General features: G+C 55.3%; 26 protein-coding genes and 1 riboswitch. Of the genes, 21 read left to right on the top strand and 5 right to left on the bottom strand.

What is annotated here, in order from left to right; genetic code table 11:
• Window positions 1–10: 10 nt before the first annotated feature.
• The 11 genes from ACMXD4_RS19290 (at window position 11) to ACMXD4_RS19240 (ending at window position 6335) form a co-directional block, all read left to right on the top strand.
• Window positions 11–178, top strand: a complete 168-nt coding sequence (locus ACMXD4_RS19290) for a hypothetical protein (protein ID WP_165385990.1) — start codon at window positions 11–13, stop codon at window positions 176–178.
• A complete protein-coding gene (gene cysE, locus ACMXD4_RS19285) occupies window positions 175–951 on the top strand; it encodes a serine O-acetyltransferase (protein WP_171697573.1) in 777 nt (258 codons plus the stop codon). Before ACMXD4_RS19290 ends, cysE begins: the two co-directional genes overlap by 4 nt.
• Window positions 951–1490: a hypothetical protein gene (locus tag ACMXD4_RS19280; protein ID WP_084153507.1), complete on the top strand. Its 540-nt coding sequence runs from the start codon at window positions 951–953 to the stop codon at window positions 1488–1490. The genes cysE and ACMXD4_RS19280 overlap by 1 nt, the downstream gene beginning before the upstream one ends.
• Before the next feature lie 74 nt (window positions 1491–1564).
• Window positions 1565–1687: a hypothetical protein gene (locus ACMXD4_RS19275; protein ID WP_256438917.1), complete on the top strand. Its 123-nt coding sequence runs from the start codon at window positions 1565–1567 to the stop codon at window positions 1685–1687.
• Window positions 1688–1692: 5 nt separating this feature from the next.
• Window positions 1693–2007 (top strand): nitrogenase-stabilizing/protective protein NifW, encoded by a 315-nt coding sequence (gene nifW / locus ACMXD4_RS19270; protein WP_033159105.1) that lies wholly within the window; start codon window positions 1693–1695, stop codon window positions 2005–2007.
• Complete coding sequence (locus tag ACMXD4_RS19265) at window positions 2004–2480, top strand: nitrogen fixation protein NifZ (RefSeq protein WP_033159092.1); 477 nt, start codon at window positions 2004–2006, stop codon at window positions 2478–2480. Before nifW ends, ACMXD4_RS19265 begins: the two co-directional genes overlap by 4 nt.
• Window positions 2480–3334, top strand: coding sequence for a nitrogen fixation protein NifM (nifM, locus tag ACMXD4_RS19260; RefSeq protein ID WP_171697574.1), 855 nt, complete (start codon window positions 2480–2482; stop codon window positions 3332–3334). Before ACMXD4_RS19265 ends, nifM begins: the two co-directional genes overlap by 1 nt.
• Before the next feature lies 1 nt (window position 3335).
• Window positions 3336–4637, top strand: a complete 1302-nt coding sequence (gene clpX / locus ACMXD4_RS19255) for an ATP-dependent Clp protease ATP-binding subunit ClpX (protein ID WP_101054171.1) — start codon at window positions 3336–3338, stop codon at window positions 4635–4637.
• Window positions 4638–4711: 74 nt separating this feature from the next.
• Window positions 4712–5329, top strand: a complete 618-nt coding sequence (gene grxD, locus ACMXD4_RS19250) for a Grx4 family monothiol glutaredoxin (RefSeq protein ID WP_033159089.1) — start codon at window positions 4712–4714, stop codon at window positions 5327–5329.
• A 24-nt stretch (window positions 5330–5353) separates the two neighbouring features.
• Window positions 5354–5884, top strand: coding sequence for a flavodoxin (locus ACMXD4_RS19245; protein ID WP_020483339.1), 531 nt, complete (start codon window positions 5354–5356; stop codon window positions 5882–5884).
• A 10-nt stretch (window positions 5885–5894) separates the two neighbouring features.
• Window positions 5895–6335 carry a SoxR reducing system RseC family protein gene (locus ACMXD4_RS19240; RefSeq protein ID WP_101054168.1) on the top strand — a complete coding sequence of 147 codons (441 nt, stop codon included), beginning with the start codon at window positions 5895–5897 and terminating at the stop codon, window positions 6333–6335.
• Between the two features lie 57 nt (window positions 6336–6392).
• On the opposite strand, the gene ACMXD4_RS19235 is transcribed toward ACMXD4_RS19240, so the two are convergent.
• From ACMXD4_RS19235 to ACMXD4_RS19220, 4 genes are all read right to left on the bottom strand, one after another.
• Window positions 6393–7322, bottom strand: coding sequence for a 2OG-Fe(II) oxygenase (locus tag ACMXD4_RS19235; RefSeq protein ID WP_415879108.1), 930 nt, complete (start codon window positions 7320–7322; stop codon window positions 6393–6395).
• A 132-nt stretch (window positions 7323–7454) separates the two neighbouring features.
• Window positions 7455–8765, bottom strand: coding sequence for a hemolysin family protein (locus tag ACMXD4_RS19230; protein ID WP_101054165.1), 1311 nt, complete (start codon window positions 8763–8765; stop codon window positions 7455–7457).
• An 89-nt stretch (window positions 8766–8854) separates the two neighbouring features.
• On the bottom strand, window positions 8855–9652 hold the full coding sequence (locus ACMXD4_RS19225; RefSeq protein ID WP_171697575.1) for a transglutaminase family protein: 798 nt from the start codon (window positions 9650–9652) through the stop codon (window positions 8855–8857).
• Between the two features lie 99 nt (window positions 9653–9751).
• On the bottom strand, window positions 9752–11452 hold the full coding sequence (locus ACMXD4_RS19220) for a glycosyl hydrolase family 17 protein (RefSeq protein WP_415879107.1): 1701 nt from the start codon (window positions 11450–11452) through the stop codon (window positions 9752–9754).
• Between the two features lie 332 nt (window positions 11453–11784).
• On the opposite strand from ACMXD4_RS19220, the gene ACMXD4_RS19215 reads away from it, so the two are divergent.
• The 10 genes from ACMXD4_RS19215 (at window position 11785) to ACMXD4_RS19170 (ending at window position 23450) form a co-directional block, all read left to right on the top strand.
• On the top strand, window positions 11785–12303 hold the full coding sequence (locus tag ACMXD4_RS19215; protein WP_415879106.1) for an RNA polymerase sigma factor: 519 nt from the start codon (window positions 11785–11787) through the stop codon (window positions 12301–12303).
• 137 nt (window positions 12304–12440) lie between these two features.
• Window positions 12441–13595, top strand: coding sequence for a FecR family protein (locus ACMXD4_RS19210; RefSeq protein ID WP_415879105.1), 1155 nt, complete (start codon window positions 12441–12443; stop codon window positions 13593–13595).
• A gap of 302 nt (window positions 13596–13897) precedes the next feature.
• Window positions 13898–16432: a TonB-dependent siderophore receptor gene (locus ACMXD4_RS19205; RefSeq protein WP_415879104.1), complete on the top strand. Its 2535-nt coding sequence runs from the start codon at window positions 13898–13900 to the stop codon at window positions 16430–16432.
• A gap of 78 nt (window positions 16433–16510) precedes the next feature.
• A riboswitch (cyclic di-GMP riboswitch) is annotated at window positions 16511–16589 on the top strand.
• Window positions 16590–16661: 72 nt separating this feature from the next.
• The gene (locus ACMXD4_RS19200; RefSeq protein WP_033159081.1) at window positions 16662–17450 is read left to right on the top strand and encodes a PEP-CTERM sorting domain-containing protein; all 789 of its coding nucleotides are present in this window, start codon (window positions 16662–16664) and stop codon (window positions 17448–17450) included.
• A 155-nt stretch (window positions 17451–17605) separates the two neighbouring features.
• Window positions 17606–18439, top strand: coding sequence for a hypothetical protein (locus tag ACMXD4_RS19195; protein WP_415879103.1), 834 nt, complete (start codon window positions 17606–17608; stop codon window positions 18437–18439).
• Complete coding sequence (locus ACMXD4_RS19190) at window positions 18436–19296, top strand: hypothetical protein (protein WP_415879102.1); 861 nt, start codon at window positions 18436–18438, stop codon at window positions 19294–19296. The genes ACMXD4_RS19195 and ACMXD4_RS19190 overlap by 4 nt, the downstream gene beginning before the upstream one ends.
• Window positions 19296–21074 carry a hypothetical protein gene (locus ACMXD4_RS19185; protein ID WP_415879101.1) on the top strand — a complete coding sequence of 593 codons (1779 nt, stop codon included), beginning with the start codon at window positions 19296–19298 and terminating at the stop codon, window positions 21072–21074. The genes ACMXD4_RS19190 and ACMXD4_RS19185 overlap by 1 nt, the downstream gene beginning before the upstream one ends.
• 118 nt (window positions 21075–21192) lie before the next feature.
• Window positions 21193–21774, top strand: a complete 582-nt coding sequence (locus ACMXD4_RS19180; protein WP_415879100.1) for a cohesin domain-containing protein — start codon at window positions 21193–21195, stop codon at window positions 21772–21774.
• Between the two features lie 141 nt (window positions 21775–21915).
• On the top strand, window positions 21916–22290 hold the full coding sequence (locus ACMXD4_RS19175; protein WP_415879099.1) for a GNAT family N-acetyltransferase: 375 nt from the start codon (window positions 21916–21918) through the stop codon (window positions 22288–22290).
• A 230-nt stretch (window positions 22291–22520) separates the two neighbouring features.
• A complete protein-coding gene (locus ACMXD4_RS19170; protein WP_415879098.1) occupies window positions 22521–23450 on the top strand; it encodes a hypothetical protein in 930 nt (309 codons plus the stop codon).
• Window positions 23451–23919: 469 nt separating this feature from the next.
• Here the strand turns inward: ACMXD4_RS19170 and ubiH are convergent, their stop codons facing one another.
• Window positions 23920–25134, bottom strand: coding sequence for a 2-octaprenyl-6-methoxyphenyl hydroxylase (ubiH, locus tag ACMXD4_RS19165; protein WP_415879097.1), 1215 nt, complete (start codon window positions 25132–25134; stop codon window positions 23920–23922).
• Between the last annotated feature and the right edge of the window lie 4 nt (window positions 25135–25138).

The raw sequence follows: 25138 nt of genomic DNA, 5'->3' as shown, positions 1-25138 counted from the left end.
GAGGTGTCAGATGAGTAGCAATCGTCAAAAACCAGCCGTGCCCAGCACCGCCAAAGTCGACGTACCACAGCAAACTGCGGCGCAGCACGAACTGCCTGATGACCGTTACCCCGGTTCGTTCTTCCGGGTGCCTGGCGTGCCGATGCCCGGCAAAACCACCTGGAGCTTGGCAAAATGATGTTTTTGTCGCCGTCGCGTCCCAGCGTTGCATCAGGACTCTGGCAAGACTGGCGCGACGATGTGGCTTGCGTGTTTGCCCGGGATCCGGCAGCACGCGGCTTACCGGAAGTATTGTTGGCTTACCCCGGTGTGCATGCGGTGTTGCTGCACCGGGTAACGAATCGCTTGTGGCATGCGGACTGGAAATTGACGGCGCGTTTACTGGCGGCTTTCGCCCGCTGGCTGACCAACGTCGATATTCACCCCGGTGCCACCATTGGCAAACGCTTTTTTATCGATCACGGTGCCGGCGTAGTGATCGGCGAAACCGCTGAGATCGGCAACGACGTGACCATGTATCACGGCGTGACGCTGGGCGGCACTACCTGGAACAAGGAAAAACGCCATCCGACGCTAGGCAATAACGTGTTGATCGGTGCGGGTGCCAAGATCCTCGGCGCGATCAATCTGGGCGATAACGTGCGCGTCGGTGCCAACTCGGTGGTGATCAAAGACGTGCCACCTTGCTGCACCGTCATCGGTATTCCCGGTCGAATTATCCAGCAGAAAGGTATAAAAATTCAGGACCCGCGCGGTATCGACCTCGATCACCATTTAGTGCCGGATCCGGTGGGCAAAGCGCTGAGTTGCTTGGTGGACCGTTTGGACGAATTGGAAAACAATCAAAAACGCTTTGTGGTCGCGGAAGAAACCTGCGGCAGCTGCGAAGCGGAAGGTGTCTGCCACGGCGAAGACGTGGTGGTACTGAAGCAAGCAGCAGGTGGCAAGTGATGGAAATGGATCTGTTGCAATTCGACGCCAAGGACTTGTACTACGAGAAAGCCGACAGCCAGGAAGTTGAGGACTTGATCCAATACGCTTCCGAACTGTACGCCACCGGTGAAGCGGAGCTGCCGTTATTACAGGCGTATTTGCGGGCACCGGAATCCTTGAATGTGCTGGTGTCTTTGAATCGGTTTTATTACTACCAGCATCGTTTACCGGAGGCCTTATTGATCTCCGAGCGGGCCTTGAACTTGATCCGGCCCGGCATCGATTTTCCGGAAGATTGGCGGCAGCTGGAAAGAACGCATATCAGCGAGGCGCCAAAGGACTTGCTGACTCGGATCAGGCTATATCTGTTTACGTTGAAATCTATCGGCTTCTTGAATATGCGCTTGGAAAATCTGGAACTGAGCAAGGCGATTTTCGAAAAGTTGGTGTCCTTGGATGACAAAGACAGGATAGGCGCGCAGGGGCTTTTGGAGCTGGTTGTGCGTCGGCAAGAGGCGGCGGAAGGGATTTTTCGCATGCCGCAAGCTTTCGGGTAGGCATCGCCCAACAATTGGATGCCCACGATAAGTGATGTTTGTTGTTCCGCGCTATTAACCTAAAGGTGATCGCCATGATGAAAAAACAAAAATCCGATCCATTTTTGGCCCAAACAGCTGTGATGCTGGTGGTTTTATTAGTGGTGTACGCATTGGGAGAACAACCTGCCAATCTCGATCACCTGATGATGAGGTAATGACGATGAGTTTAGAAGAAGATATGGAAGAGCTGGAAGCTGCGGAAGACTTTCTGCGCTATTTCGAGCTGGAATACGATACCACCGTCGTCCACGTCAATCGGCTGCATATTCTGCAGCGCTTCCACAATTATCTGAGCCAAGCTGGCGATAACATGCCGGAAGACGAAGATGCGCAACGGGAAGTCTACAAAAAGCTGTTGCAGCGTGCTTACAGTGATTTTGTGGACTCCGACGCACAGACCGAAAAAGTATTTAAGGTCTTTAAGATGATGGAACCGCAAACCGTGTTTGTTTCCCTAGCGGATATTAAAACATGATAGACGAACGTTACGACGAAGAGCGCTTTGAATTCGGCGAACGGGTCAGGCTGACGCGCAACGTTCGCAACGATGGCACCTATCCGGGTATGGATGTCGGCGACTTTTTGCTGCGCCGGGGCAGTGTCGGCAATGTCATCGAAGTCGGCACCTTTCTGCAAGACCAAGTGATTTACACCGTGCATTTTTTGGATGCGGGACGCATGGTAGGCTGCCGCGCCGAAGAATTGATCCCGGCTGATGCACCCTGGAATCCAAGCCGCTTCGAGTTTCGCGATCAGGTGGTGTGTACGATAGACATCCCCACCCAGGACGGTAATTACCCGGCCGGCACCCAAGGCGAAATCCTGAAAGTGTTGCGCGACAGCGATCCTTTGCTCTACCACGTGCGTTTTCCGGGTAAAACCATGCAGGTGCCGGAAAGTGTATTGGAGCCGGCGGATCCGGCCACGTTTAAAGAACCGGAGGCATAATGATGAGCCAGACGTCGATAGAGCCTTACACCCTGTTGCGTGCCGCCTTGAGCCTGTTCCAGAAAGCGCCGGCCGAATTGGAGCAACTGCAACTGCGCCAGGTGGAAGTGCAAGCCAAAAACGAATACGAAATCGAAGGCCGAGTCCTGAACTCCGCCGAAGCGACCGGCGTGGTGATTTCCGATACAGAGCTGGACCGCGCTTACAAGGAAGTGCGCGGCCGCTTTGAAGATGAAGACGCCTTTTTAGCGGCATTGAACGCCAACAGCCTGGATGTCGATATGCTGAAAGCGGCTTTGTATCGGCAGTGCAAAGTCGATGCGGTGATGGATAGAGTGGCCGCCCGCGCACCCAAGGTTAACGAGGTGGAAATCGGCATTTTCTACCACTCGCACCCGGAAAAATTCCATAAACCCGAGACGCGCCAGGCCAGACATATCTTGATCAGTATCAATCCGGATTACCCAGACAATACCCGCGAGGCGGCGTGGCGGCGGATTAACGAGATTCTCGGCACCTTGAAACGTAAGCCGCATAAATTTGCCGATTTGGCGCTGAAGTATTCGGAATGCCCGACGGCAGTGCAGGGCGGCGAAGTGGGGACAGTGGCCAAAGGCACCTTGTTTCCGGAGCTGGATGCGGTATTGTTTAATTTGAAAGAAGACGCCATTAGCGATGTGGTGGAAACCGAGATGGGTTTTCATGTGATTCAATGCCTGAAAATCATCCCGGCCGAAACCATGTCGCTGAAAAAAGCGACACCGAAGATTCAGCAGATCATGCAGGATCGTTACCGCAGAAATTGCCAGCGCACGTGGCTGGCCAGTCTGCCCGCAGTCAACAGGAGTGCCTAACATGTTAAAAGAACCCAAACATTGTTCGTTTTGCGGTATCGAAGCGTCGGCGGCCGTGCCGATGATTGCCGGCACGGAAGGCTACATCTGTGAAGCCTGCGTGATGTTGGCCAGCCAGGTGGTATCCAGCTGGGGCAAGAAGAAAGAATTAGCCGATATGCAAGGCCCTTTGCCCAAGCCCGCCGAGATGAAAGCCATGCTGGATCAGTATGTGATCGGCCAGGATTTAGCTAAGGAAATTCTGTCGGTCGCGGTATACAACCACTACAAGCGCTTGAAAAACGTCAGCCGTAAAGTCGGCGGTTTGGGCGAGTCCGACGACAGCGTGGAAATCGGTAAATCCAATATTCTGATGATAGGCCCTTCCGGTACCGGCAAAACCTTGCTGGCTAGCACGCTGGCGAAAATCGTCGGTGTGCCGTTTGCGGTTGCTGACGCCACCACGCTGACCCAGGCCGGTTATGTCGGCGACGACGTGGAAAATATCCTGGTGCGCTTGCTGGATGTGGCCGACGGCCAAATAAGCAAAGCCGAATGGGGTATGGTGTATATCGACGAAGTGGACAAAATTGCCCGCAGCCCGGAACAGGCGTTCGGTACCCGCGATGTGTCCGGCGAAGGCGTGCAGCAAGCCTTGTTGCGGCTGGTCGAGGGCTCGCATGTCAAGGTTCCTTCCAAGGGCCGGCGCAAGGATCACAGCGGTAATGATTCGGTCATGGTGGATACCAGCAATATTCTGTTCATAGCCGGCGGCGCGTTTCCGGGCCTGGAAAAACACGTGGAAAAACGCTTGCTGCCGCCGAAAACCGCTATCGGTTTTCATGCCGAAGTCAGCAACCCGGACGACAAACCGACGCTGGAAGCGATGCTGAATGCCACACAGCCGGACGATTTGAAACGCTTCGGCTTGATCCCGGAATTTATCGGCCGCTTCCCCGTGTTGGCGCCGTTAGAGCCCTTGGATGTGGATGCCTTGATCCAAGTCTTGACCGAACCGAAGAACGCTTTGGTTAAACAATACCAACATCTGTTTGCCTTCGATGATGTGGAGCTGGAATTCACCCAGGATGCCTTGGTGGAAATCGCCGAAAAAGCCATCGCCCGCAACACCGGCGCCCGCGGTTTGCGCGGCATCATGGAGCACGTACTGCGCCGCACCATGTTCGATTTACCCTCCAGACCGGACGTCGAGCGCTGCATCGTCAATGCCGAGGTGATACGCGGCGAAGCCGAAATTGAAGTCGTGCCGCGCGACAAACCCACTGACGGTGACGATTTGAAGCGGTTATCGGGCGGAGAGTGAGTTTGGCGGCCGGGCTGCACAAGCTGAAGCCCGGTCGTTGCATTGAAAAGTTTTAGTTAATCGAGAAACCTACTATGAGCGTTAAAGAAAAAATCTTGCAACAACTTGCCGAAAATCCGGTGATTATTTATATGAAAGGCGTGCCTAGCGCTCCGGAATGCGGGTTTTCCGCGAAGACTGTCGGCATCTTGAACGAAACCAAGATCCCTTACGCTTATGTCAACGTCTTGCAATCGCCGTTCATCCGCGAAAAGCTGCCGTCCATTTCCAAATGGCCCACTTTCCCGCAAGTGTTCATCAAAGGTGAACTGATCGGTGGCGCCGACATTGTCGAGGCCATGTACAAAGAGGGGACTTTGTTGCCGCTGTTGCAAGCGACCGTTCAGCCCGCCGAGAGTGCGGACGCCAGTCAAACCATTACCCATTCCGAAGTGGAAGCCTTGATTCTGGCGGCCTATCCGGGGGCGACCATCGGCATCGAAGGCGCCGGTTGCGATTTGAACATCACCGTGGTCAGCGAATTGTTCGCCGATCAACCCATGATCAAACAACATCAGGGCGTCATGGCTACATTGAGTGCGCCGCTGGCTTCCGGCCGTTTGCATGCCGTCACGCTAAAGACACATACGCCTGAAGCTTGGGCCGCTCAGCAACCGGCGGCAAATCCGGGCTTACTGCAAATTCAAATCTGATCTAGTTAACAAGGAGACAACACTATGGCAAAAGTAGGCATTTTTTTCGGTACCGATACCGGCAACACACGCAAAGTAGCCAAGACCATTGCGACGAAATTGGGCGATGCGGCCGACAAGCCGGTCAATATCAATAAAGCCTCCGTGGACGATTTGTTGGCCTACGACGTCTTGATCGTCGGTTCGCCAACTTACGGCGAAGGTGAACTGCCAGGCATGAGCGCCGGACACGATAACGAGAGCTGGGAAGAATTTCTGCCCACGTTGGCGGGCGCCGATTTCTCCGGCAAAACCGTGGCGATCTACGGTTTGGGCGACCAGGAAGGTTATCCCGGCAATTTCGTCGATGCCTTAGGCTTTTTATATGACGCCTTTGCCGACGCCGGTGCCACCATCGTCGGCATGACCAGCAGCGAAGGTTACACTTTTAAAAAATCCAAAGCCTTGCTGGGCGACCAATTTGTCGGTTTGGCCTTGGACGAAGACAACCAGAAAGAACTGAGCGAAGGCCGGCTCAGCGCTTGGTTGGATTCTATTTCCTCCGCCTGGGCTTGATAGGCTAGCTATGATCGAAGAAGCGGCCGTCGTTACCCGCGTTAGCGATGGCCGTACTTGGATTAAAAGTCTGCAAAGCAATGCCTGCAGCGGCTGTTTGCAACAACAATCCTGCGGCACGGCGACACTGGCAAAAGTGCTCCCCAAGCGCGAATTTCCAGTCGATTGCGACATAAACCTGCAAGCCGGCGACCACGTGATGGTGGCGATAGACGATGGTCAACTGCTGCTCACGTCGCTGTTACTCTATCTGGTGCCGTTGATTTTTATGCTGATCGGGGTGGGCTTGGCCGAAGCCTGGCTACCCGCTCCGTATAACACGGGTTACTTGCCCGAAGTGGCGTTAAGCACATTGCTGACCGGCTTTTGGTTGATAAACCGCTGTCAAAATCTGCTACTGCTCCATCTTTGTTTTAAGCCGCAAATTGTCAAGAAACTCGGCAGCGATTGAGTTTTCGCTGGTTGACGCACTGGTTGTGTAAAGTCAGTCCGCTTCCGTTTGCTTGCGCTACGCCGGCAGACAAAGCTGCCATGTCGGTTTCAGGCGTGTAAACATTTCCATTCCTTTGAGCTCGTGTTGCAAGATTTGCCAACGGGCCAGATCAAACGAGTCCCGATACAAACACGCCACCCAATCCGCCAGCAACACGGCGGCATAGGTTTCTCCATTGTTGCTGTCGCAGGCGGTAAGGCCGGCGCTGTGGTGGTAGCCTGTGATAACGCTAGCCGCGTCGTAGCCCCAGCGATGCAACGCCAGCGCCGCTAGGCCGGCATGAAAGGTCGTTTCCTCGGGCAGATGCGATTCCGCCGCCGAGGCCACCGCATTGAGTGTCGCCGGCAGCTCGGAAAAATGCATGTCGGCAAATAAGGTTTGCAGGTGCGCGGCAAGCTCGGGGGTATTTGCCGCATGCCAGAAATTGAAAACCACGCTTTGCCGTGGCTGAATAGCCTCCGTAACGCCATGGTATGAATCGGCATGCAGCAAAAAGCCGAAGGCTTTGTTGTATTCCGGATTGACCCGAAAAACCGCGTCACTCTCCGGCGAGGCGAATAGTTCCAGCACCCCGCCATGCTCGGGTTGCCATTGCTTATTCAGTTGCACAACCAGCCGGGCAATCTCATAACCCACCAGCGGCCGGTCGCTGTGTCTGCCAATCACTTGTCCAGGCAGCATGCGTTGGGCCGTGACTAGCAGACGATGCGTCAGCGGCAATCCGGTAATCTCGCGCATTCTAGCCAGCACTTCGGTTTGAAATGCCGCTGGAATGTGCTCGGTCACGTCTCTAAGCGAGCACCGGTAAAATGCCCCATCCCGATGTTGCCACTCGGCATCCAGCAAAAATAAACGCTCAAGCGCCGCGCACTGCTCCCTAGAAAATGCGGAATTGTCGTAAAAAAACGGGAACGGGCTATGGTGGTAAATGGGCTGCAAGAGCAACGGCTAAGCTCCTATTAGAATCAAATTGAGAGGTAGCAATACAACTACAACTGATCATTCCCGCGATTACGCTTCGCTAATCGCGGCTACAAGGGATGGCTGAGTAGCTAGCTACACTGTGATCTTTTTACATTATTGCTTCGGATAAACCTGTACCCACTCGATGCGCGGGCCGTTCATTTCCTTGACGACGATTTCAAAATCGTTGAAAGCGATGCGTTCGCCGGCGTCGGGGATGTCGCGCAATTGCGCCAGAATCATGCCGCCCACCGAATCGACATCATCCAGATCCAGTTCTTCGTTTTCCACGTCGATGCCCAGAATCCGTTCCAGGGAGAAAATCGGCAAGCTGCCTTTGCCCAGCAAACTGCCGTCGTCCTGACGGGTCCAGTCGCTTTCGGTTTTCCGAAATTCGTCGCGGATTTCGCCGACCATGGCCGACAGCAAATTGTCCAAGGTGATGAAGCCGTGCGGCTTGTGGCCTTTCTGACCGATGACGGCAAAGTGCGGCGAACCTTGGGTAAAGCGGCGGAATAATTCCAGAGCGGGCATATGCGCGGAGATATGTTGAATCGGCCGTAAATAGGGTTCCAAATCGTCGATTTGCTGGCCGTTTTGTTGCGCCAGGAATAAGTCTTTTAAGTGGATGACGCCCAATACGTCAATGCCGTTGCCATCGAAATACGGGTAGCGGCTGAAGCAGCTTTTATAGACCGTATCCAGCATTTGTTGTTGAGATTGCCCTTGGTACAGCGCGGTGATTTCGTGGATAGGCCGCATTAAATCGGATACTTCCAACTTGCCGAAATCCAGGGCCTTGGCCAGTACATTGCATTCGTCGCTGGTCAGGTTTTCACCGGCCCGGCTGGAGCGCAAAATCAGTTTCAATTCCTCGTTGGAATAGTGGCTGTCTTGATTGTGGCTGTTGCTCAAGCCGGCTATGCGCAACACCAGATTGGCGCTGCCGTTCAACAACCAAATCGCCGGATACATCAACCAATACATCGCATACAGCGGGCCGGCGCTCCATAAACCTATGCCTTCCGGATTGCGGATCGCCAGCGATTTGGGCGCTTGTTCGCCTACCACGATATGCAGAAAGGAGATGGTGCAAAACGCAAAGCCAAACGAGATGTTGTGGATAATTTCCGGAGAGGTGATTTCGGCTTTGGCAAACAGCGGAACTAACAGGTCGGCAAAAGCCGGTTCGCCGATCCAGCCCAAACCCAGGGAGGCGAGGGTAATGCCGAGCTGGCAAGCGGATAAGTAGGCATCGAGTTGCCTGTGTACTTTGGCGAGTATTCTGCCTCGCCAACCTTCGGTTTGTTCAATGGCTTTAATCCGGGTTTGTCGCAATTTAACCAAACTGAACTCGACTGCGACAAAGAAGCCGTTGAGACATACCAGCAGCAAGGCGCAGGCGACCAGGACAAGATTACTCATAGATAAAGCATTGATTACAGCGGAAACAGCATTATACCGGTAATCAGGGTCTTTGCTTGTTACGTGATGCTGCTCAGCTCAGATCGCGCTTAATCGGGCGGACCGGGTAGGCGTTCGACATTGGCGGCCATATGGCTCGGATACAGCGCCGGGCCGAATTGGGTAAAAATGGCCACATCCGCCGCATCGTGGCCGTAAGCGACGATGACCCGGCCGCCGCAAGGCTCGGCTTGGGTGGGATCGAAGGTGTACCAGCGCCCATCCACATAAGCCTCGAACCAGGCGTGAAAATCCATGGGCTGCAAACCGTATAAATAACCGACCACCATTCGCGCCGGAATGCATAAAGCCCGGCACAGGGCGATGCCCAAATGCGCCAGTTCGCGGCAGACGCCTTCGCCGGCCAGATTGGTTTCAACCGCCGAGAGCTGGAAATGCGGTGAATCCGGATTGAAGCGGATATTCTCGCGCAGCCAGCGGTGCACGGTGGCGACTTGGTCATAGCCCGGGATGGCGTCGGCGACGATGTCCTGGGCCAGTTCGATAAACCGGTCGGATTCGCAATAGCGGGTGGGTGTCAAATAGGTCAGCACACTATCCGGCAAATGTTGCACTTCCGTAAACGGTGCGCCGGGGCAGACGTCGATGTGCTCATGGGTGTGAATATCGGCGCTGGTGCGCACGGCAAACTCGCCGGGTGGGGCAATCAGGCGCTGGCAAAGATTACCGTAGTAGTCGGTAAACTCGAAGACCGGCACCGTCGGTGTCAAGGTATACGACTCCCGCGCCACCCATTGATTTGCGCCGCTACGCGGCCGCAGCATCAAAATAAAAGGGGTGTCGATGCTGACATCGAAGGTTATTTCGCAACTCGTGCGCAGCCACATATGAGGGTCCTGGTGTTGATTATCGAAAAATCAGCGTTGATGGCAAGCGCAGCCCGTTAGATGCCGATACCAGCCGCTTAAGCCACTTGGTCTTGCAGGTTAAATCTTGGCTTTGCCTGAGCGGAGAGGCCAGAACGGGATCGACAGTACCAGTATACACAGCAACCACGCGACGAGCTGCTGATTGTAAAACGTATACCCCAGCGCGACCGGCAAACCTTCACTAAAGCCGGGATGCGCTTGGATGAAATCGTAGGCCGCCATAAACTCGTGGGTCTCGCCGATCACTACCGCCAAGGTGCCGGCGCTTAAAAAATAGGCCAGCAAGCGGTCGCGTGGCGTTTGCGAATCCCCGCCGGATAGGCTGTCAAAGCGCAGCATCTGCCGGTAAAAGCGCCGCTGGGCCAGGCATAGGCACACGATCAAACCGCAGACGCCGAGGGCCGGAATCGCGAATTGTTCGACGGGAAAGCTTAGATACCGACCGTTGAACGCCAGGCTGTAAGTTTTGTACAGCGCTAAAATCCCGAAAAATAGATAGGTATTTCTCAAACGATGGGCCAGGGTCGGCGCTACGGATTGCTCGGCTAAAATCGCATAACTGCGTTGCAGCAGCAAAGCGCTCAACACGCCGTTGGCGGCGATAATCAAGAGGGTGTAAGCCTGTTGCCAGAGGCTATAGGTGGTAAACCACGCAAAACTTGCCAGCGTGACCAGACAAACGCTAAATACTTGGGTCAGCGTCAAAAACACAATCTGGCGCGGCCAAGGCAAATGGGCCAATTTTTTAAAGTAGGCCGCAACCATTACCAGCCACAAACCCGTCGCCCAGGCAAAATGCCCTAGCCAGTCCGGATTTTCGTAAACCGGGCCGGTCAGCGGAAACACTGGTTCGCGGTCGATAGTCAGCAAGCCCCAGTTGGCGCCGACCACGCCTTCGTTATGGCTTTTCCAGGGCTGGTTGAAGGCTTCGACGATGTTGTAATCCAAACCGTGCCGGTTTACTACGTCAATCAGGCTGCGGATGAAGCGGGTTTCGTTGACCACGCTGGGCACCGCTCGGCCGCGCTGGCGGCCGGCGGCCGGCCAGCCGGATTCGCCGATTAGAATCGGCTTGTTCAGGCCCATGCTGTGGGCTTTGGCTTCGATTTGTTGGACGATCTTCTCCACATGTCCGGCCGCCTCCTCAATCGCCACCGGCTCGTCTTCCCAATAGGGCAGAATGTGTACGGTAATAAAGTCGACTTCCTGCATCAGTTGCGGATATTTCAAGTATATAGACCAGACATCGGCATACGACACCGGCTGTTTCACCGCCTGTTTAACCTGGCGGATATAGCCGATCAGCGTGTCTACATCCATGTCTTTACGCAGCAGCACTTCGTTACCGACCAGCACTCGTTTGATCACATCCGGATGGGCGTTCACCGCTTCGATCAGCGCGGCGATTTCCTTTTTATTGCTGGCATGCCCATCGCCTAGCCAGCCGCCTTGAATCATTTCCACCCCGTGTTTGCGCGCAAATTCGGGCGTCGGCTGCATGCCGCCGAGGATGGAGTAAGTGCGGATGGTATGGGTTTTATCGGCAATCAAACCCAGGTCGGCGTCGATATGTTCGGGCAATGGAAACTTTTCTTCGATCGGACTGAATCCATCGCGATAAGGGGCGAACGACAAACTGCGCAATTTACCCGAAGGCACATCGACACCGGCGTCCTGGGGGCGATTCAGGCTCCAGGCGATAGCGCCGTGAACGGCAAGGATGAAAATGAGGCAGAAAAACAGATGGGTGGTGCGCATGACTGGGGGATGGTTAAGCTGAGTGAATAAATATGTGGGATTGCCGGGATTATACAGTCTTGGCGCGCGCTAAAAATCAAAGTCGCTGAGTCTGGCGGCGATTCTCGATAAAACTATGTTATCTGCCGGTTATGCCGCAGGTTATTTGCCGCATTCGCGGGCGGCCTGCCACTATGGAGCAAAGCAGGGCAGGACGCCGGGCGAGGCTTGCCGGCAATATTCGCCTTTGGTTCGATAATTGCAAACGCTCTGACGCAGCTATGCGATAAGGCTTTGGTGGGGTGCCGGCCGGCTGCTGTTTTTGATTGAAGCTTTGGATATTTCCGATACGCATGAGTGCACAGCCAATGACCGATATTTCCGCGTTCTGGACCGAGTCCTTGGCCGATGAGTTATTGCGCTTTTTAACCGGGCGCTTGAAATGCCCGGACATTGCCGCCGAATTAACCCATGACACCTACCTGGGACTGCGGCAAATAGCCGAGAAAACGCCGCCGGATAATGCGCGGGCCATGGCGTTTCGGATTGCGATCAATCTGACCATCGATCATCAGCGCAAAACCATGGTCAGGGACCGTTACGGTGCCGACGAAGATATTGATGCGCTGGTTGATACCCTTCCGGGTAACGCCGCGCCGCCGGAACAGGTGTTGATAGGTCAACAACGTCTGGCCGCGTTGCAGCATGCGCTGGGCGAGTTGCCGCAAGCCTGCCGCACTGTGTTTGTATTGCATGGGGTCGATGGCCTGACCTATACCCAAATCGCCGAACGTTTAGGGATTTCCAAGTCCCAGGTCAATAAGCTATTGGCCCAAGCCATGGCGCACTGTGCCCGGCAACTGGCCGATTAAACAAAAAGCCCGCATTATTTTTCCGCAACCCACTTCATCCCGATGCCGTTGACTCCCGCCGCTTGCCCTTCTTGGTATGATCGCTTTCGAGCCTCGCACGTCTTTATCAATAACAGCCTTGCATAATGGGAGATTGCATGCCAGCGCCGTCCGATAAATCCGCTCACACCAGTCTGCAAGATCAGGCCATCGCCTGGTTGATTTGTCTGCGCGACGACAGATTGGACGATGCGGAACTCGAAGCCTTCGCCGATTGGTTGAGCCGCGACCCATTGCATGCCCAGGCATTTACCGAGGCTGAGGCTTTGTTCAGCGATATGGTGCTGGCAGGCAGTTTGTCCAGTGCGAGCGAATCGCTGCAACCCGCGTCTCGACATGCGGTGGCGGAACAAAATCGAGCCGCTGGCCAGATTATTGACCCGGCCCTATCTATCAGAAGGATTACGTGTCAGCCGAGCTCGTCGAAGCCCAGGCTGGTGACCCCTCCGACAGGCTCAGGGCGAATGGTAATCAAGAGTAGGGCCGATAAACCAGCCAGCCGCCGGCCGTTGGCCAGGCCGCGCCGGCCCTGGTTTGCGGCCGGGCTGGCCGTCGCGGCGGTGTGGCTGTTGGCGATTAGTCTGATCATGCCGCAACAAGCGCGCTTATTTAGCGATTACTTTAGCGACTACCGCACGCAAACCGGTGAAATTCGCGAGATTCAACTCAGCGACGGCAGCCGTTTGCTGCTGAACACCAATAGCGCGGTTTCGGTAGCGTTCACCGCCGCGGCCAGACGTATCGTCTTGCACCACGGCCAGGTGCAATTTACGGTGGCAAAGGATAGCCGGCGGCCTTTCGACGTAGTGGCCGACGATTTGACGGTCCGCGCCTTGGGCACGGTGTTTGAGGTGTATAAAACCGCGACCGGGCCTACCGAGGTGAGCGTCCAGGAGCATGCCGTAGCGGTCAGTACGGCGGGTCAGGACAGTGACGTTACCGTCGCCCAGGGGCAGGGCTTGGTCTATCAACCCGGACTGCCGCTGCCGCATCCGCGGGCCGTGGGCGCGGAGCAGTCCGCTTGGCAGCAGCATCGCCTAGTGATCAACGATAGACCTTTAGCTGACTTGATCAGCGAGTTGGAACGCTATCGATTGGGACGGATATTTCTGGCAGATGCCGCACTTAAAAATCTGCGGGTAACCGGAGTGTTTTCTCTGGATACGCCCGATGAGGCGCTTTCCTCGGTGCGCAAAGCACTGGCGTTGCAAGAAACCCGTATCGGTCCCTGGTGGGTGCTGCTGCATCGCTGATTTTTTGGGTGCTGTAAGCCACTCCGGGCAGCGCGCGCATGTCCAAAACGGTTTGGCGCATATGGGTCGAAAAATCCAGCCCACCGGCTCGAGCCTTCAACGGCTGTTCCCTATTTACCCGCATTCAAGCAAAAGTCGTCCTTCCGCCGGAAACTTCCTCAGTCGCGCAGCGCTGCGATTTTTTCAACGCGGTTTTGCTGGAATAGTGACGATTTTTTGCCAATCAGGAAATTTTTGTGATCGATTTTTGTGCTGAAACGACTTCTATGTTGAGAAACATTATTTTTCGGACAGGACGGATCTTGAAAGCACGGATTAACGATTTTCGCTACCAGCTGGCAGTGGGCGTATGGCATCGGCCAGCCGTATATCTGTGCTATGTGCTGAAAGGCAACCGCGTCGGTGTCGATACCTGGGTGTTGATCGGGCTGGTGGCGGCCGGCGGACAATTGAGCAGTAGCCAGGCGGTCGCTACGGAAGTGGTTCGCCACTTCAATATCGGCCGCCAGTCCTTAAACAACGCGCTGATTCAATTTGCCGCGCAAGCCGAGTTGGAATTGATTTTTTCAGCGGACATGTTGCGTGAGCTCGCCAGTCCGGAGCTGCACGGTGACATGTCGGCAGAGCAGGCGTTGACACACTTGCTGCATGGCAGCGGTTTTACCTACCGTTTTATCGATACCGACACGGTGACTTTGGAACGCAGTCCGGCGGCAACAGATCTGTCTCGCCTGCCGCCCCCCATTACCTTGGATGCCATGACTGTCGTGGGCTCGAAAACAGCGGAGGCCGGTGCGGAAATCGCCACCGAGCCGATGCTTGACGAGGCGCGGACCTATGCCGTCAGGCATATTGCCAGCGCTACCGGAACCGACACGCCAATCAAGCAAATCCCGCAGTCGGTGCACGCGCTTAACCGCCCCTTGTTAGACGACCAGCAAACGATCAACCTCAGCGAATCCTTAGTCAATGTTAGCGGCATAGTGGCGCGCAATACGCTTTACAGTCCGGTTATCGAAGGCACCTTAATTCGCGGTTTTCGTTCCGAACAACTGCTGGATGGCTTTACCCAGTACTACAACCCCGGTGACCGGGAAAGCACTATTAATATCGACAGAATCGAAGTGCTGAAGGGTTCCAACGCCTTGCTCTACAGCGGCGGCTCGGGCTCCCCGGTGGGCGGGGTGGTGAATCTGCTTGCCAAATTGCCGCAGGCCAAAGCCTTCGGCGAAGCGGGTTTTAGAATCGGCAGCCACAGCTTTTATCAGCCGTTTTTCGATGTCAATCAACCGCTAAACGCCAATATTTTGTTGCGCATGACGGGCGAGTATACCAACGCCAGACACGACATCGACATAATCGAAACTCAGCGTTTTAACCTTAACCCGGCCCTGACGCTGACCGATAACGAGCAAACCCGTTTGACGATCCAAGCCAAACTGTCGCGTTGGCAGCAACCGGAGTACCAGGGCTTGCCCGCCACCGGCAGCATCGCCGGCGATTTTGCTACCCGGCCCGATCTGTTCCCGGGGCCGGCCAATCTGCCCGATAGCCATTCGGATGCCGATGCGGTATGGGCTACGCTGGACCGGCAGCTCACCGGGAGCTGGCGCTTAAGCCTGAAGGCGCGCTATGCGCAGGCTAAATTCGACGAGAAAATTCAGACCCTGTTCGGCAGCGATGGCCTGGTCGCGGACCGGCCCTTGCTGTCGGCATCGCGCTGGGCCTTGGTGAACGCCGAATTGTTTCAACAACAGCATGAACGCAGCGTATTGGGCAATTTGCAGGGCAAATTTAAGTTGGGTCCCAGCGAAAACAATCTGTTGTTGGGCGCGGATTACAGCAGTTTGCAAGATGCCGGCTTTATCGAGGGCGATTTCGGCGCTTTGGGTTTTGGTGTCGGTACGGTCGATCTGCGCGCACCGATATTTGACGCCCCTTATGCCGTACCCGGTCCGGGCCGGGAAAATCAGTTCATCGAAAACCTCACTTACGGCGCTTACCTGCAGTGGCAAAGCACGCTGTACCGGCGATTGCATTGGCTGTCCGGCCTTAGGTTGGGCAAGGTGGGTATCGATTTTAATAACGCGCAAACTGGAGTAAATGTCACAACGGATACGCTGAAATGGTTGCCGCGCCTCGGCGGCGTGATCGACCTAAACGACGAGGTTTCCTGGTTTATTTCTTATAGCGAGGGCATGCGCGGCCAACCGTTTGTCAATTTCGTCGATACGCCGGCCCCGGAATTGTCGAATCATCTGGAAACCGGTCTGAAATTCAATTTTGCGAATCAATTCAGCGGCCAACTGGCGTTGTACCAAATCGAGCGCAGCCAGGTCGCGGTCACCGACAGCAGCGATTTCCTGCGGCGTTCGGTCGCCGCAGGGCAGCAACGCTCGCGCGGTATCGAAATGGATTTGCTCTGGCAACCGGTCGAGGGCTTCAGCGTGCTGGCAAACTATGCGCATACCGACGCCCGCTTCATGGACGACAAAGCCGGGGTGGCTGCCGGCAATCGCTTGGCTCAAGTTCCGGAAGATGCCGGGCGGCTCTGGGCGCATTACCGCTTTCAGCAAGATGAGTTGCAAGGTTTTAGCTTGGGCTTCGGCGTGTACGCCCGCGCCGGCGCTTATTTATCCAATAACAATCGCTTTAAAACCGCCGGCTACCACAGCTTCGACGCGGCGTTGGCTTACGAAACCGGGCGTTTCCAATGGGCGGCCACGGTCAAAAATCTCAGTGATGAGGATTATTTTCAGCCCTACGGCTATTTCGAGGGCCGGGTAGCGCCGGCAGCCGGCCGCGCCGGGTTTCTAAGTTTTTCAATCAAGTACTGATGCCGTCGTTAACTATTTGCCACAGGAGTTTTTCAGGAGCACCTCACTCAGGGATTTAGAGTGATGTCGTAAGGACCGCGACAAACATGCCACATCCGCCGCGAGACGGAGCCGGAAAGCCACGGGTCTTGGAGATTAAGACAGCCGGGTTACCTGCCAGTTTAAGACCCGAAATTCGGGTTGGCGATTTGCAGATTAACTTTAACCGTAATTTATTAAGGAATAAAAAATGACAATCTTGCACTACAACCGCACTCAATGGGTAAGCGCCGGCCTGCTCGCCTTCAGCGCATTGACCGCCGTTTTGGCGCCTGCTACAGCCAGCGCTGCACAAGTCAGCGGCGATGCCACCATTACCATCAACAATGCCGCTTTTGCGGCGGCATCGGTGAATGTCGGCAGTGGCTATCCGAATGGCTGGATTGTCGCGAAACATTGGGGTGCCAGCGACAATTTGCTGGGTATCACCGGCGCAACCACCGGCGGAACGACGCTATCGGCAACCGCCAACACAGCGATGTCGTTTGCGGTTAACGCCAACACCACGACCAACAGCTATCCGGCTGCCGGTCCCTATGGCCGTACCGAACAAGCCACGACGATGGACGCCGGCAATACCTCGGTCGGTCAAATCGGTCTGAGCGGCGCCTGGTTATTGACCAGCCAAGGCGGCAGCGGCATTTTGACGCCCTACGACTTTAGCCTGGTAAAAACCGGGAGCACCTGGAATATCAAAACTTACGATACCGGTTTTGGCTACCAAAATTTCTTGAAGCTGACCAACGTCTCCGAGTCGCTAAGCAGCAATGGCGAATTACTACTGAGCGGCGACTTGCAATGGACCGGTTTGTGGGCCGGTTTGGTTGGCGCCAATACCAATGCCGTGGTCGGTACTTTTAGCCTGGCGCCCAGCACGGCGCCATCGGCGGTACCGGTACCGGCGGCGGTCTGGATGTTCGGCAGCGGGCTGCTGGGCTTGCTGGGTGCACGTCGCAGAAAAGCCTTGGTCGCAGCTTAACTCACAAAGTGGGCTTGGGGCGGTCGCCAAGATTCGCTTCGGGCCCGGACTTTCGGCAATAAATCCCTCTTCGTGCCCGCATGCCGTCGACTACGGCCGCTTGTGTATTTAGGCAGGGAGAGGGCTTATTCTGACCATCCGCTGATAGGGACTTTATGAAGATCAATAGAAACCGCAGCTATCCCGTTTTGGCCATACTGGCTATCGGCATGGGGACGGTATATCCATGCGCCGACGCCGCGACATTGAATGCGCCATCCGGCGGTACGTTTACGATGAACCTGGACCGCAATGCGCTGGCGCCTTACGCCGGGGGTTATTACTTGTCGACGTTTTGGAGTACGGCAACGTCCAATGCTGATAATCCGGCCAACACCGGCGACCATTTGCTTAGCCAGCTCAACAGCACCGAGATTTCCGGGCTCAATCAGGTGTTCGAGTTGACGGCTATCGGTAGCGATCCTAGTCCGCAAGCCAGCCAGCGTTACGTCAAAGCCACGTCAGCCGAGTTTGCCATCGATACCGGCACACTGGCCGGTGTGGCCGGGGCGCAAGTCGGCATGACCGGCGTGCAGGGTTTTTATGCGCCGAACTGGCCGCCGACTGGAGCCGGCTTGGTCAACGGCGATTTTTCGCTGCTTTACGATGCCAACCGGCAAACTTTGGGCCGCACCGGTTGGTACCTAGCCAATAACATTTATTTCACGATGGCGGTGTACGACCTAAGCAATCTAAGCCTGAACTTTAGCAACCCCGGAAACTGGCAGTTGAGTGGCGATTTACTGATGTCGCCGGAAAACGCCGGCATGTTGCAAGGCGCGCAACTGGTTGATGTCGGCAGTTTCTGTTTGGGCACGGGTGCCTATGCCGGTTGCGGACAGGTATCGGCGGTGCCGCTACCCGCTGCGGTCTGGTTATTCGCTAGCGGCTTTTTGGGCTTTATCGGCATAGGCCGTAGGCCATATCTTTCAAGGAGTGTGACATTATGAAAATCAATAATCATCGATCATCCACCTGGCTATTAGCCGTTTTCGGTGTATTGTCGATTAGCCAAGCCCAAGCCGCCACAGTCAGCGGCGGTGCGCTGGTCCTTAACCTAAACCGCGATGTGCTAATCGCCAGCCTTGATGTGAACGATTATCCGGACACGCCCACCGCGGACTTTCCGATTTGCTGCCGGCCTTCTATTTATCTGGAAGAGTTTTACGACGCTTCGGCGGCATCAAAAACCTTTGTTGAGCTGCGGGACGGCAATACGCCGGATTTGTACGATACGGTGGCCGATGAAATTCCGGCAACCGGGTTGCAATTCAGTGTCAACGGGGTGAGTCCGATAGTCAATCAGGGCGGGCGGCAGAACAGAAATACCACTTTCGCGTTCGAACCCGGCAATTTGTTCGGCACTGCCAGCGGTAGCATCGGGTTAGGCGGTGTCATGCGTTTTAGAGTGGACGTCGATCCGCCGACCAATAGAGTGTTGTTGGGCGATATGACCTTGGAATACGATCCGGCTCTTGAAGCGGCAACGCCGGGGCGTTCCGGTTGGGTGATTACCAATCACATCGGTTTCGATGCGGGCGGTTTTGAGTTGTTTGATGTCACCACCGCAATAGTCGGGAATACGTTAAGCCTCAACGGCAATCTTGGGTTAGGGTGGGGCTTCGATCATCTGGGCGCTCGCGACGCCCGCTTGCGCGATACGCGCATTGGTACTTTCAGCTTCCAAACCACCGTGGTGTCGGGAGAAACGCCGGCGGCGGTGCCTTTGCCGACAGCGGTATGGCTGTTTGCCAGTGGCTTGGCGGGATTGGTTATGAATGGTCGTTCTAAAAGAGAGATCGTGTGATGAAACGGGATGAAGTTGCAGGATTGACTCGGTCGCTAACTGCCCCAGGCGAATGGCGTACACCCTTTTTTCGTAACGTTAGGCTGGTAAAAATCGCGGCAGGCTTAGGCATCGGTTTGACATTGACGACAGCCGCGCAGGCAGGACCTTCCCCGGTAATAAGCTTTGGACAGTATCGTAGTCATCAGGTCAATGTCGATGCCGGCGGCCAAAACATCATCGGCGACAAAGGCAACGAACCGACGCTGGCCTTGAATCCGCTGAATCCCGCGAATATCGTTGTGGGCTGGCGTAGGTTCGACTCGCCGCCTACTGCCGTCAAACACGGCGGCTATGCCTATAGCTTTGACGGCGGCGTCAGTTGGGGTGCCGGCATATTGCCGGCTTTACCGCTGCAAACCCGCACCGATCCTGTGTTGGAGGTTGATGGTCAGGGGAATTTTTATTACCAGTCCCTGGCAATATCGGATAGCACGTCGGTGTTTAAATCCAGCGACGGCGGCGTGACCTGGTCGGAGCCGGTGTATCAGTTTAAAGGCGACAAGAACTGGCTGGCCATCGATAAAACCGGGGGTCCCAGCGACGGGCATATTTACAGCACCTGGCGGCGGCCGGCCGACAGTAACCCCGACCCTAACTATGTACCAAAATATTTCAGCCGTTCCACGGATGGTGGTTTGAGTTACCAGGAGCCGGATGCGGCGTTGCCGGTGGCAAACTTCGGTTTCGGCCGGCTGGCCATCGGCCCGGAAGGCGAGGTTTATTTATTTGGCGTCGATGAAACGATTTTGTCCGTCAGTGCCTTAGGCATAGTGCGTAGTGGGCACTATTTCCTGAAATCGGTTGATGCCAAAGATCCTAATACCTCGCCCAGCTTTAGCGCGCAAAAAGTCGATATGGGCGGCCACAGCATGATGTTCCTGTCGCCGAGTTTGCAGTTACCCAATCCGTTGGGCGGCGACGGTGATGTGCAAATCGCTGCCGATCAATCGGCCGGGCCGTTGCGCGGCAATATTTATTTGCTGGCACACGTCACGCCCTACGCTTGGCAAGCGGGCGACGATCCGCAGGATATACATTTCGTGCGCAGCAGCGACGGCGGCGCCACTTGGTCGGCACCGGTGCGCGTGAATGACGATCCACCCGGCGCCACGGCTTATCAATGGTTTCCGATGCTGAGTGTCGCGGCCAATTCCCGTATAGATGCGGTGTGGTACGACACCCGCAACGGCGGCGGCAGCGCGCCGTATCGCTATTCCCAGCTTTACTACGCCTACTCCTGGGACGGCGGCGTAACCTGGAGCAAAAATCAGGCGGTCACGCCGGTGTTCAATACGCATCTGCCGTATAACATCGTGAACGGCGAAGAACGGCAAGGCGACAAAATGGGCGATTACACCCAGATAGTCTCCGACGCCAACGGCGCGCACATTGCTTACACCGCCACCTACCACGGCGAGCAAGATGTGTATTACCTGAACGTGTTTCCGGATTGCAATAACAATGGCAAATCGGACGTGCTGGATATTCAAAACCGGGTCAGCGGCGATACCAACTTCAATCATTTACCCGATAGCTGTGAAAGCATCAGCGTAAGAGGCGATCTGGACGGCGACCGCGATGTCGATCAACTGGATTTGAACCTGGTCATTGCGGCGCGCAACCAACCGGCTACCGGCGTGGACGATCCCCGTGATCTGGATAAAAACGGTGTGATCAATGTGTTGGATGTGCGCAAGCTGACTTTGCTGTGTACGCGCTCACGCTGTGCGATTTAAACGAGCTTGATTCAAGCGGCTGGTAGTCAGATTTCTCCAATCTGACGCACGCACCGAAATTACTCCGTCATTCCCGCGCACGCGGGAATCCAGGGTGCCGAATATAGGACTAACAACGATGATGAAACAACTAAAAGCCGGCCTGGTCGGTACAGCATTATTCGCCGCCAGCGGTGTGGCCGATGCGGCTATTGATTTACATTTCACGCCCCGTAGCCAAACCGTCGAAGCCATTGAAATCGGTTTGAACATTTCCGGTTTGGGCGGCGCTGCGTTAGCAACGTATGACTTTAATATTCAGTTTGACCCAACACGTTTGGCCTTTGCCGGTGTAGTTTTCGGCGATCCGGTGTTGGGTGACGAATTGGATGTGTTTGACTTGGGTGGCAACAGTACCGCCGCCGATGTGCTGGGGCCGGGAGTGCTGAACTTATTCGAGTCGTCCTTGGACGACGCGGCGGATTTACAAGTCCTGCAAGCTGATAGCTTTACTTTGGCGATCATCCGTTTCAATGTGCTGAGTAGCGGTAGCAGTCAGCTTGATTTACTGATTAACGGTCTGGCGGATGCCGGGGGTAACGCCTTATCGGCAAACGCAGCGCCGCTTAATATCAACACAGTGGCCGCCGTGCCGTTACCGGGGATGGTTTGGCCGATGGTTGGTGGGGTTTGGGTGGTGTTGAGGCGGCGTAGGAGTTAGTCAAAGTAGCCTGGATGAAGCGGAGCGTAATCCAAGCGCTCTTTGGAAATAATCCAGTTTTCGTTGCACTTCATTCTGACTTATTGCTAAGCACGTGTTTGGGTGATATACGGAACTTTGAATTACTTGTTAAGCATCACAATGTCCGACGCTCCCAAATACATTGTTCGCAGGCTCGAGCTCTCAGATGCCGGGGCCTTCTATTCAGCCGTCCGCGAGTCTATTGATGAACTCGTTTACTGGATGCCATGGTGCTCTAAGGACTATACACCGCTGGATGCGGAAAACTGGATCAAGACCACCATGCAACTCTGGGCAGCAGATGCCGAGTATCCTTTGGGCATCTTCGATGCTGTCTCAGGCGCAGTGATTGGCGGGACAGGCGTCAACCACATCAACCGAGCCTACCGGATTGGCAATATCGGGTACTGGGTGAGCTCGCGGCATACTGGTCAGGGAGTCGCTAGGTTCGCAGCCCACCATCGGCACAACTTGGATTCAGTCAACTGGGCCTGACCCGCCTTGAAATTGTCGTGCTTACTCACAACAAAGCAAGCCAACGGGTGGCTGAGTCGCTCGGTGCCAAACTGGAATGCGAAGCGAGGAACCGGCTCTACTTTCAAGGCAAGCCGCACAATGCCTTGGTCTACTCGCTCGTACCCGGGGACTTGCGGTGATACCTAAGCCCTGCCCCCGCGGGCCGCTTAGCTCGAAGGTTGGACTCTAGAGTGATGGTCAGAAACGTCTTGATCATCATCGCCGCGGCAGCTACTGCACTAGCCGCTTATTCCCTTTATGTGATGCAATCGGCGAAATCGAGCGCCGAGGAGGCAGCATCAACATTTCCTTACTGCATTCAGATCGCTACTGGGGGCTCAGAGTACAAAAGTATCAGAGGCTTGATCGAACTGGCCGGTCTCTACATGAGAAGCAACGGAACTATAAACCACGCCGTGCTGGTTATCGGCAACCCAGATCAGCCCGTTCTTTATCATTGGTCGTATATGGAGAACCAATTTATAGAAGGCGCTTTCGGCGAGCCGCCGATTTACTGTGAGCCAGCTAGACACTTTCTGCGCAAAGTGGGCCTGTATGGAGCGCCGGGAGTGGCAGGATCGAATTTTCGATTTCGTGGGTATCAGTTTTCGATTCCAAGCGAGTATGCGCCACTGGTTAGTTTCACATCTCCTGAGCACATCGCTATCGCGGCGCTTTCGCCAACGTTTGCCCCGCAAAAGTCATATCAATGCGGGGAGGCGCTGTGCAACTATGTTGGTATAACCATTGGCTTCGACAGCAAGTTGGATGGCTGGCTCGACAAGGCTTCGAGGGTGAACCAAATCGAAGACCTCGGACAACACAAGGGGTTAATCAAAGAGCGGATCTTGTCTCGATCATCGCACTCGCCGCGAATTCAGTACTACCGTCTAGGCCCGGACGGAAGAGTGGACACGCTCGTGCATTGCTTTGAGGGAAGCGAGTTTCAATGCACGCATTTGTTCACAGATGGCGAGTTCTCCTACTATTTTCACCATATGTCTGCGGATCCAGATAGTTGGTCAGACTTGCAGCAAAGTCTAATCACAACAGTATCCAAATTTATCATCGGTAGACCGGCCCAACGAGCCGTTCGAGCCGTTCGAGCCGATCACCGCGAAAACGCGGCTCCGGGTTAAATGGGGCCTCGTAGGTCAGGGTGCGCGTTAGCGTTCCTTGACGTATACCGAAGCGAGTATTGAATGTCACATAACCGCTTCCGCGGCAATATGACCTACGGCTACAATTCGCACGAAACGCGAAAGCCGCATTCCATGTCGGTATTAAGCGCCAAATTTTGTTCCGGGAGGTTCAAATCAGTTTCAGACGGCTATTGCACCTGGCGGGTGCCATTCTCTCGGTCGCTTTGGGAGTCGGCTTGTGGAAGCAGTGGACATTAATCTGCAACGAAGCGTGTGTGCCGGGGCGGGCGTTAATGATGATTTTGCTGAGCTTTTTGCTGCCGGCCGTGGCGTATTCGACGCTGTTGGTATGGACGGCTACACGTCCCAGGCCTGTTGCCCGAGTTATCGCCGCTGCTTTGACTTTAGCTAGTCTTGTGGCGGCGATTTGGCTAAGTTTTTTTGCGTGAGGTAGCGCGGTTTGGGTTTATTTGCGTTCGCCGATTTTTGGTAGTCTATCCGCCAAGCCCATTGCATGCCGCGTCAGTAGTTTTTTCGCAAACGGCAGGTGGTCCAGCATGGTCAATCCGGCGTTGCGGACGGCGGCCAGCGGTAGGTTGTCGTTGGAGAACAGTTTCACCACGCTATTGGTAAAACCGATGGTTTTGCCGTGATCTTGTTGGCGTTGCCGGCTGTAGTTTTTCAGCAGGCGGGCATCGCCCAAATCGCCATCGCGTTCGTGTTGGTCTATCAGCATTTCCGCCAGCAAGGCCACATCGCGTATCCCTAAATTAAAACCTTGGCCGGCGACCGGATGCAGTTGATGCACGGCGTTGCCGATGATGACGGTGCGGCCGGAAACCATGCTTTCCGCGCGGATCAGACTTAAAGGAAAGGCCCGGCGCGGCGCGGCCAACTTTAACTCTCCCAAGCGATAGCCGAAGCAGTTTTGCAACTCGGCGAGAAATTCGCGATCACTGACGTTAATCAGGGTTTCGGCTTGCTCGTGCGTGCGGGTCCATACCACCGCCGATTGTTTACCGGCGACCGGCAGCAGGGCCAGCGGACCGAATTCGGTAAAGCGTTCGAAGGCGATATTGCGATGCGGCAGCGCCGATTGTACGGTGGTGACTAAAGCGGTTTGGCCGTAGTCGGTGACTTGCTGCGGAATTTCCAGCAGCTTGCGCACGGTGGAATTGCCGCCGTCGGCGCCGACCAGCAATTGCGCGCTGACATTCAAGGAACTGCCGTCGTGCTGTTTCAGGCTGACGTTGACCGCATCGCGGCCGGACATCAGTCCGGCCACTCGGGTTTGATACAGGCAAACCGTGTCGGTTTTTTCGACCAGATCGGCCATGTGTTGTTCGATGTCGCGGGCGACGATCACATAACCTAAAGCTTCCACGCCCTGATCTTCAGCGGCTAGCCGGGTTTTGCCGAAGTGGCCGCGGTCCGAGACATGGATGTGTTTGATGGCGGTGGCTTTGTCGGCCACGCCGCGCCAGGCGCCCAAGTCGTTGAGCAGTTCCACAGTGCCGGCAGCTAAGGCCAGCGCGCGGTCGCCGGCCGGCGAGTGGCGCAATTGTTCGCGGCTATTGGCTTCGACCAAGGCTATCTTCAAGCCGCTATTTTTCAGCGCCAGGGCCAGACAGTTACCGGCCAGGCCGGCGCCAACGATGATCAGGTCGAAGTCGTGTTGCATCTGC

Origin of the sequence: Methylomonas sp. TEB, from assembly GCF_047777895.1 — a bacterium.
GTDB lineage: Bacteria > Pseudomonadota > Gammaproteobacteria > Methylococcales > Methylomonadaceae > Methylomonas.
This window is presented reverse-complemented; position numbering and strand designations above follow the sequence as displayed.

Excerpts from the sequence above, each read along its gene's own strand:
- ACMXD4_RS19290 (WP_165385990.1), top strand. The coding sequence starts at position 11 with ATGAGTAGCAATCGTCAAAAACCAGCCGTGCCCAGCACCGCCAAAGTC.
- cysE (WP_171697573.1), top strand. The coding sequence starts at position 175 with ATGATGTTTTTGTCGCCGTCGCGTCCCAGCGTTGCATCAGGACTCTGG.
- ACMXD4_RS19280 (WP_084153507.1), top strand. The coding sequence starts at position 951 with ATGGAAATGGATCTGTTGCAATTCGACGCCAAGGACTTGTACTACGAG.
- ACMXD4_RS19275 (WP_256438917.1), top strand. The coding sequence starts at position 1,565 with ATGATGAAAAAACAAAAATCCGATCCATTTTTGGCCCAAACAGCTGTG.
- nifW (WP_033159105.1), top strand. The coding sequence starts at position 1,693 with ATGAGTTTAGAAGAAGATATGGAAGAGCTGGAAGCTGCGGAAGACTTT.
- ACMXD4_RS19265 (WP_033159092.1), top strand. The coding sequence starts at position 2,004 with ATGATAGACGAACGTTACGACGAAGAGCGCTTTGAATTCGGCGAACGG.
- nifM (WP_171697574.1), top strand. The coding sequence starts at position 2,480 with ATGATGAGCCAGACGTCGATAGAGCCTTACACCCTGTTGCGTGCCGCC.
- clpX (WP_101054171.1), top strand. The coding sequence starts at position 3,336 with ATGTTAAAAGAACCCAAACATTGTTCGTTTTGCGGTATCGAAGCGTCG.
- grxD (WP_033159089.1), top strand. The coding sequence starts at position 4,712 with ATGAGCGTTAAAGAAAAAATCTTGCAACAACTTGCCGAAAATCCGGTG.
- ACMXD4_RS19245 (WP_020483339.1), top strand. The coding sequence starts at position 5,354 with ATGGCAAAAGTAGGCATTTTTTTCGGTACCGATACCGGCAACACACGC.
- ACMXD4_RS19240 (WP_101054168.1), top strand. The coding sequence starts at position 5,895 with ATGATCGAAGAAGCGGCCGTCGTTACCCGCGTTAGCGATGGCCGTACT.
- ACMXD4_RS19230 (WP_101054165.1), bottom strand. The coding sequence starts at position 8,765 with ATGAGTAATCTTGTCCTGGTCGCCTGCGCCTTGCTGCTGGTATGTCTC.
- ACMXD4_RS19225 (WP_171697575.1), bottom strand. The coding sequence starts at position 9,652 with ATGTGGCTGCGCACGAGTTGCGAAATAACCTTCGATGTCAGCATCGAC.
- ACMXD4_RS19220 (WP_415879107.1), bottom strand. The coding sequence starts at position 11,452 with ATGCGCACCACCCATCTGTTTTTCTGCCTCATTTTCATCCTTGCCGTT.
- ACMXD4_RS19215 (WP_415879106.1), top strand. The coding sequence starts at position 11,785 with ATGAGTGCACAGCCAATGACCGATATTTCCGCGTTCTGGACCGAGTCC.
- ACMXD4_RS19210 (WP_415879105.1), top strand. The coding sequence starts at position 12,441 with ATGCCAGCGCCGTCCGATAAATCCGCTCACACCAGTCTGCAAGATCAG.
- ACMXD4_RS19200 (WP_033159081.1), top strand. The coding sequence starts at position 16,662 with ATGACAATCTTGCACTACAACCGCACTCAATGGGTAAGCGCCGGCCTG.
- ACMXD4_RS19195 (WP_415879103.1), top strand. The coding sequence starts at position 17,606 with ATGAAGATCAATAGAAACCGCAGCTATCCCGTTTTGGCCATACTGGCT.
- ACMXD4_RS19190 (WP_415879102.1), top strand. The coding sequence starts at position 18,436 with ATGAAAATCAATAATCATCGATCATCCACCTGGCTATTAGCCGTTTTC.
- ACMXD4_RS19185 (WP_415879101.1), top strand. The coding sequence starts at position 19,296 with ATGAAACGGGATGAAGTTGCAGGATTGACTCGGTCGCTAACTGCCCCA.
- ACMXD4_RS19180 (WP_415879100.1), top strand. The coding sequence starts at position 21,193 with ATGATGAAACAACTAAAAGCCGGCCTGGTCGGTACAGCATTATTCGCC.
- ACMXD4_RS19175 (WP_415879099.1), top strand. The coding sequence starts at position 21,916 with ATGTCCGACGCTCCCAAATACATTGTTCGCAGGCTCGAGCTCTCAGAT.
- ubiH (WP_415879097.1), bottom strand. The coding sequence starts at position 25,134 with ATGCAACACGACTTCGACCTGATCATCGTTGGCGCCGGCCTGGCCGGT.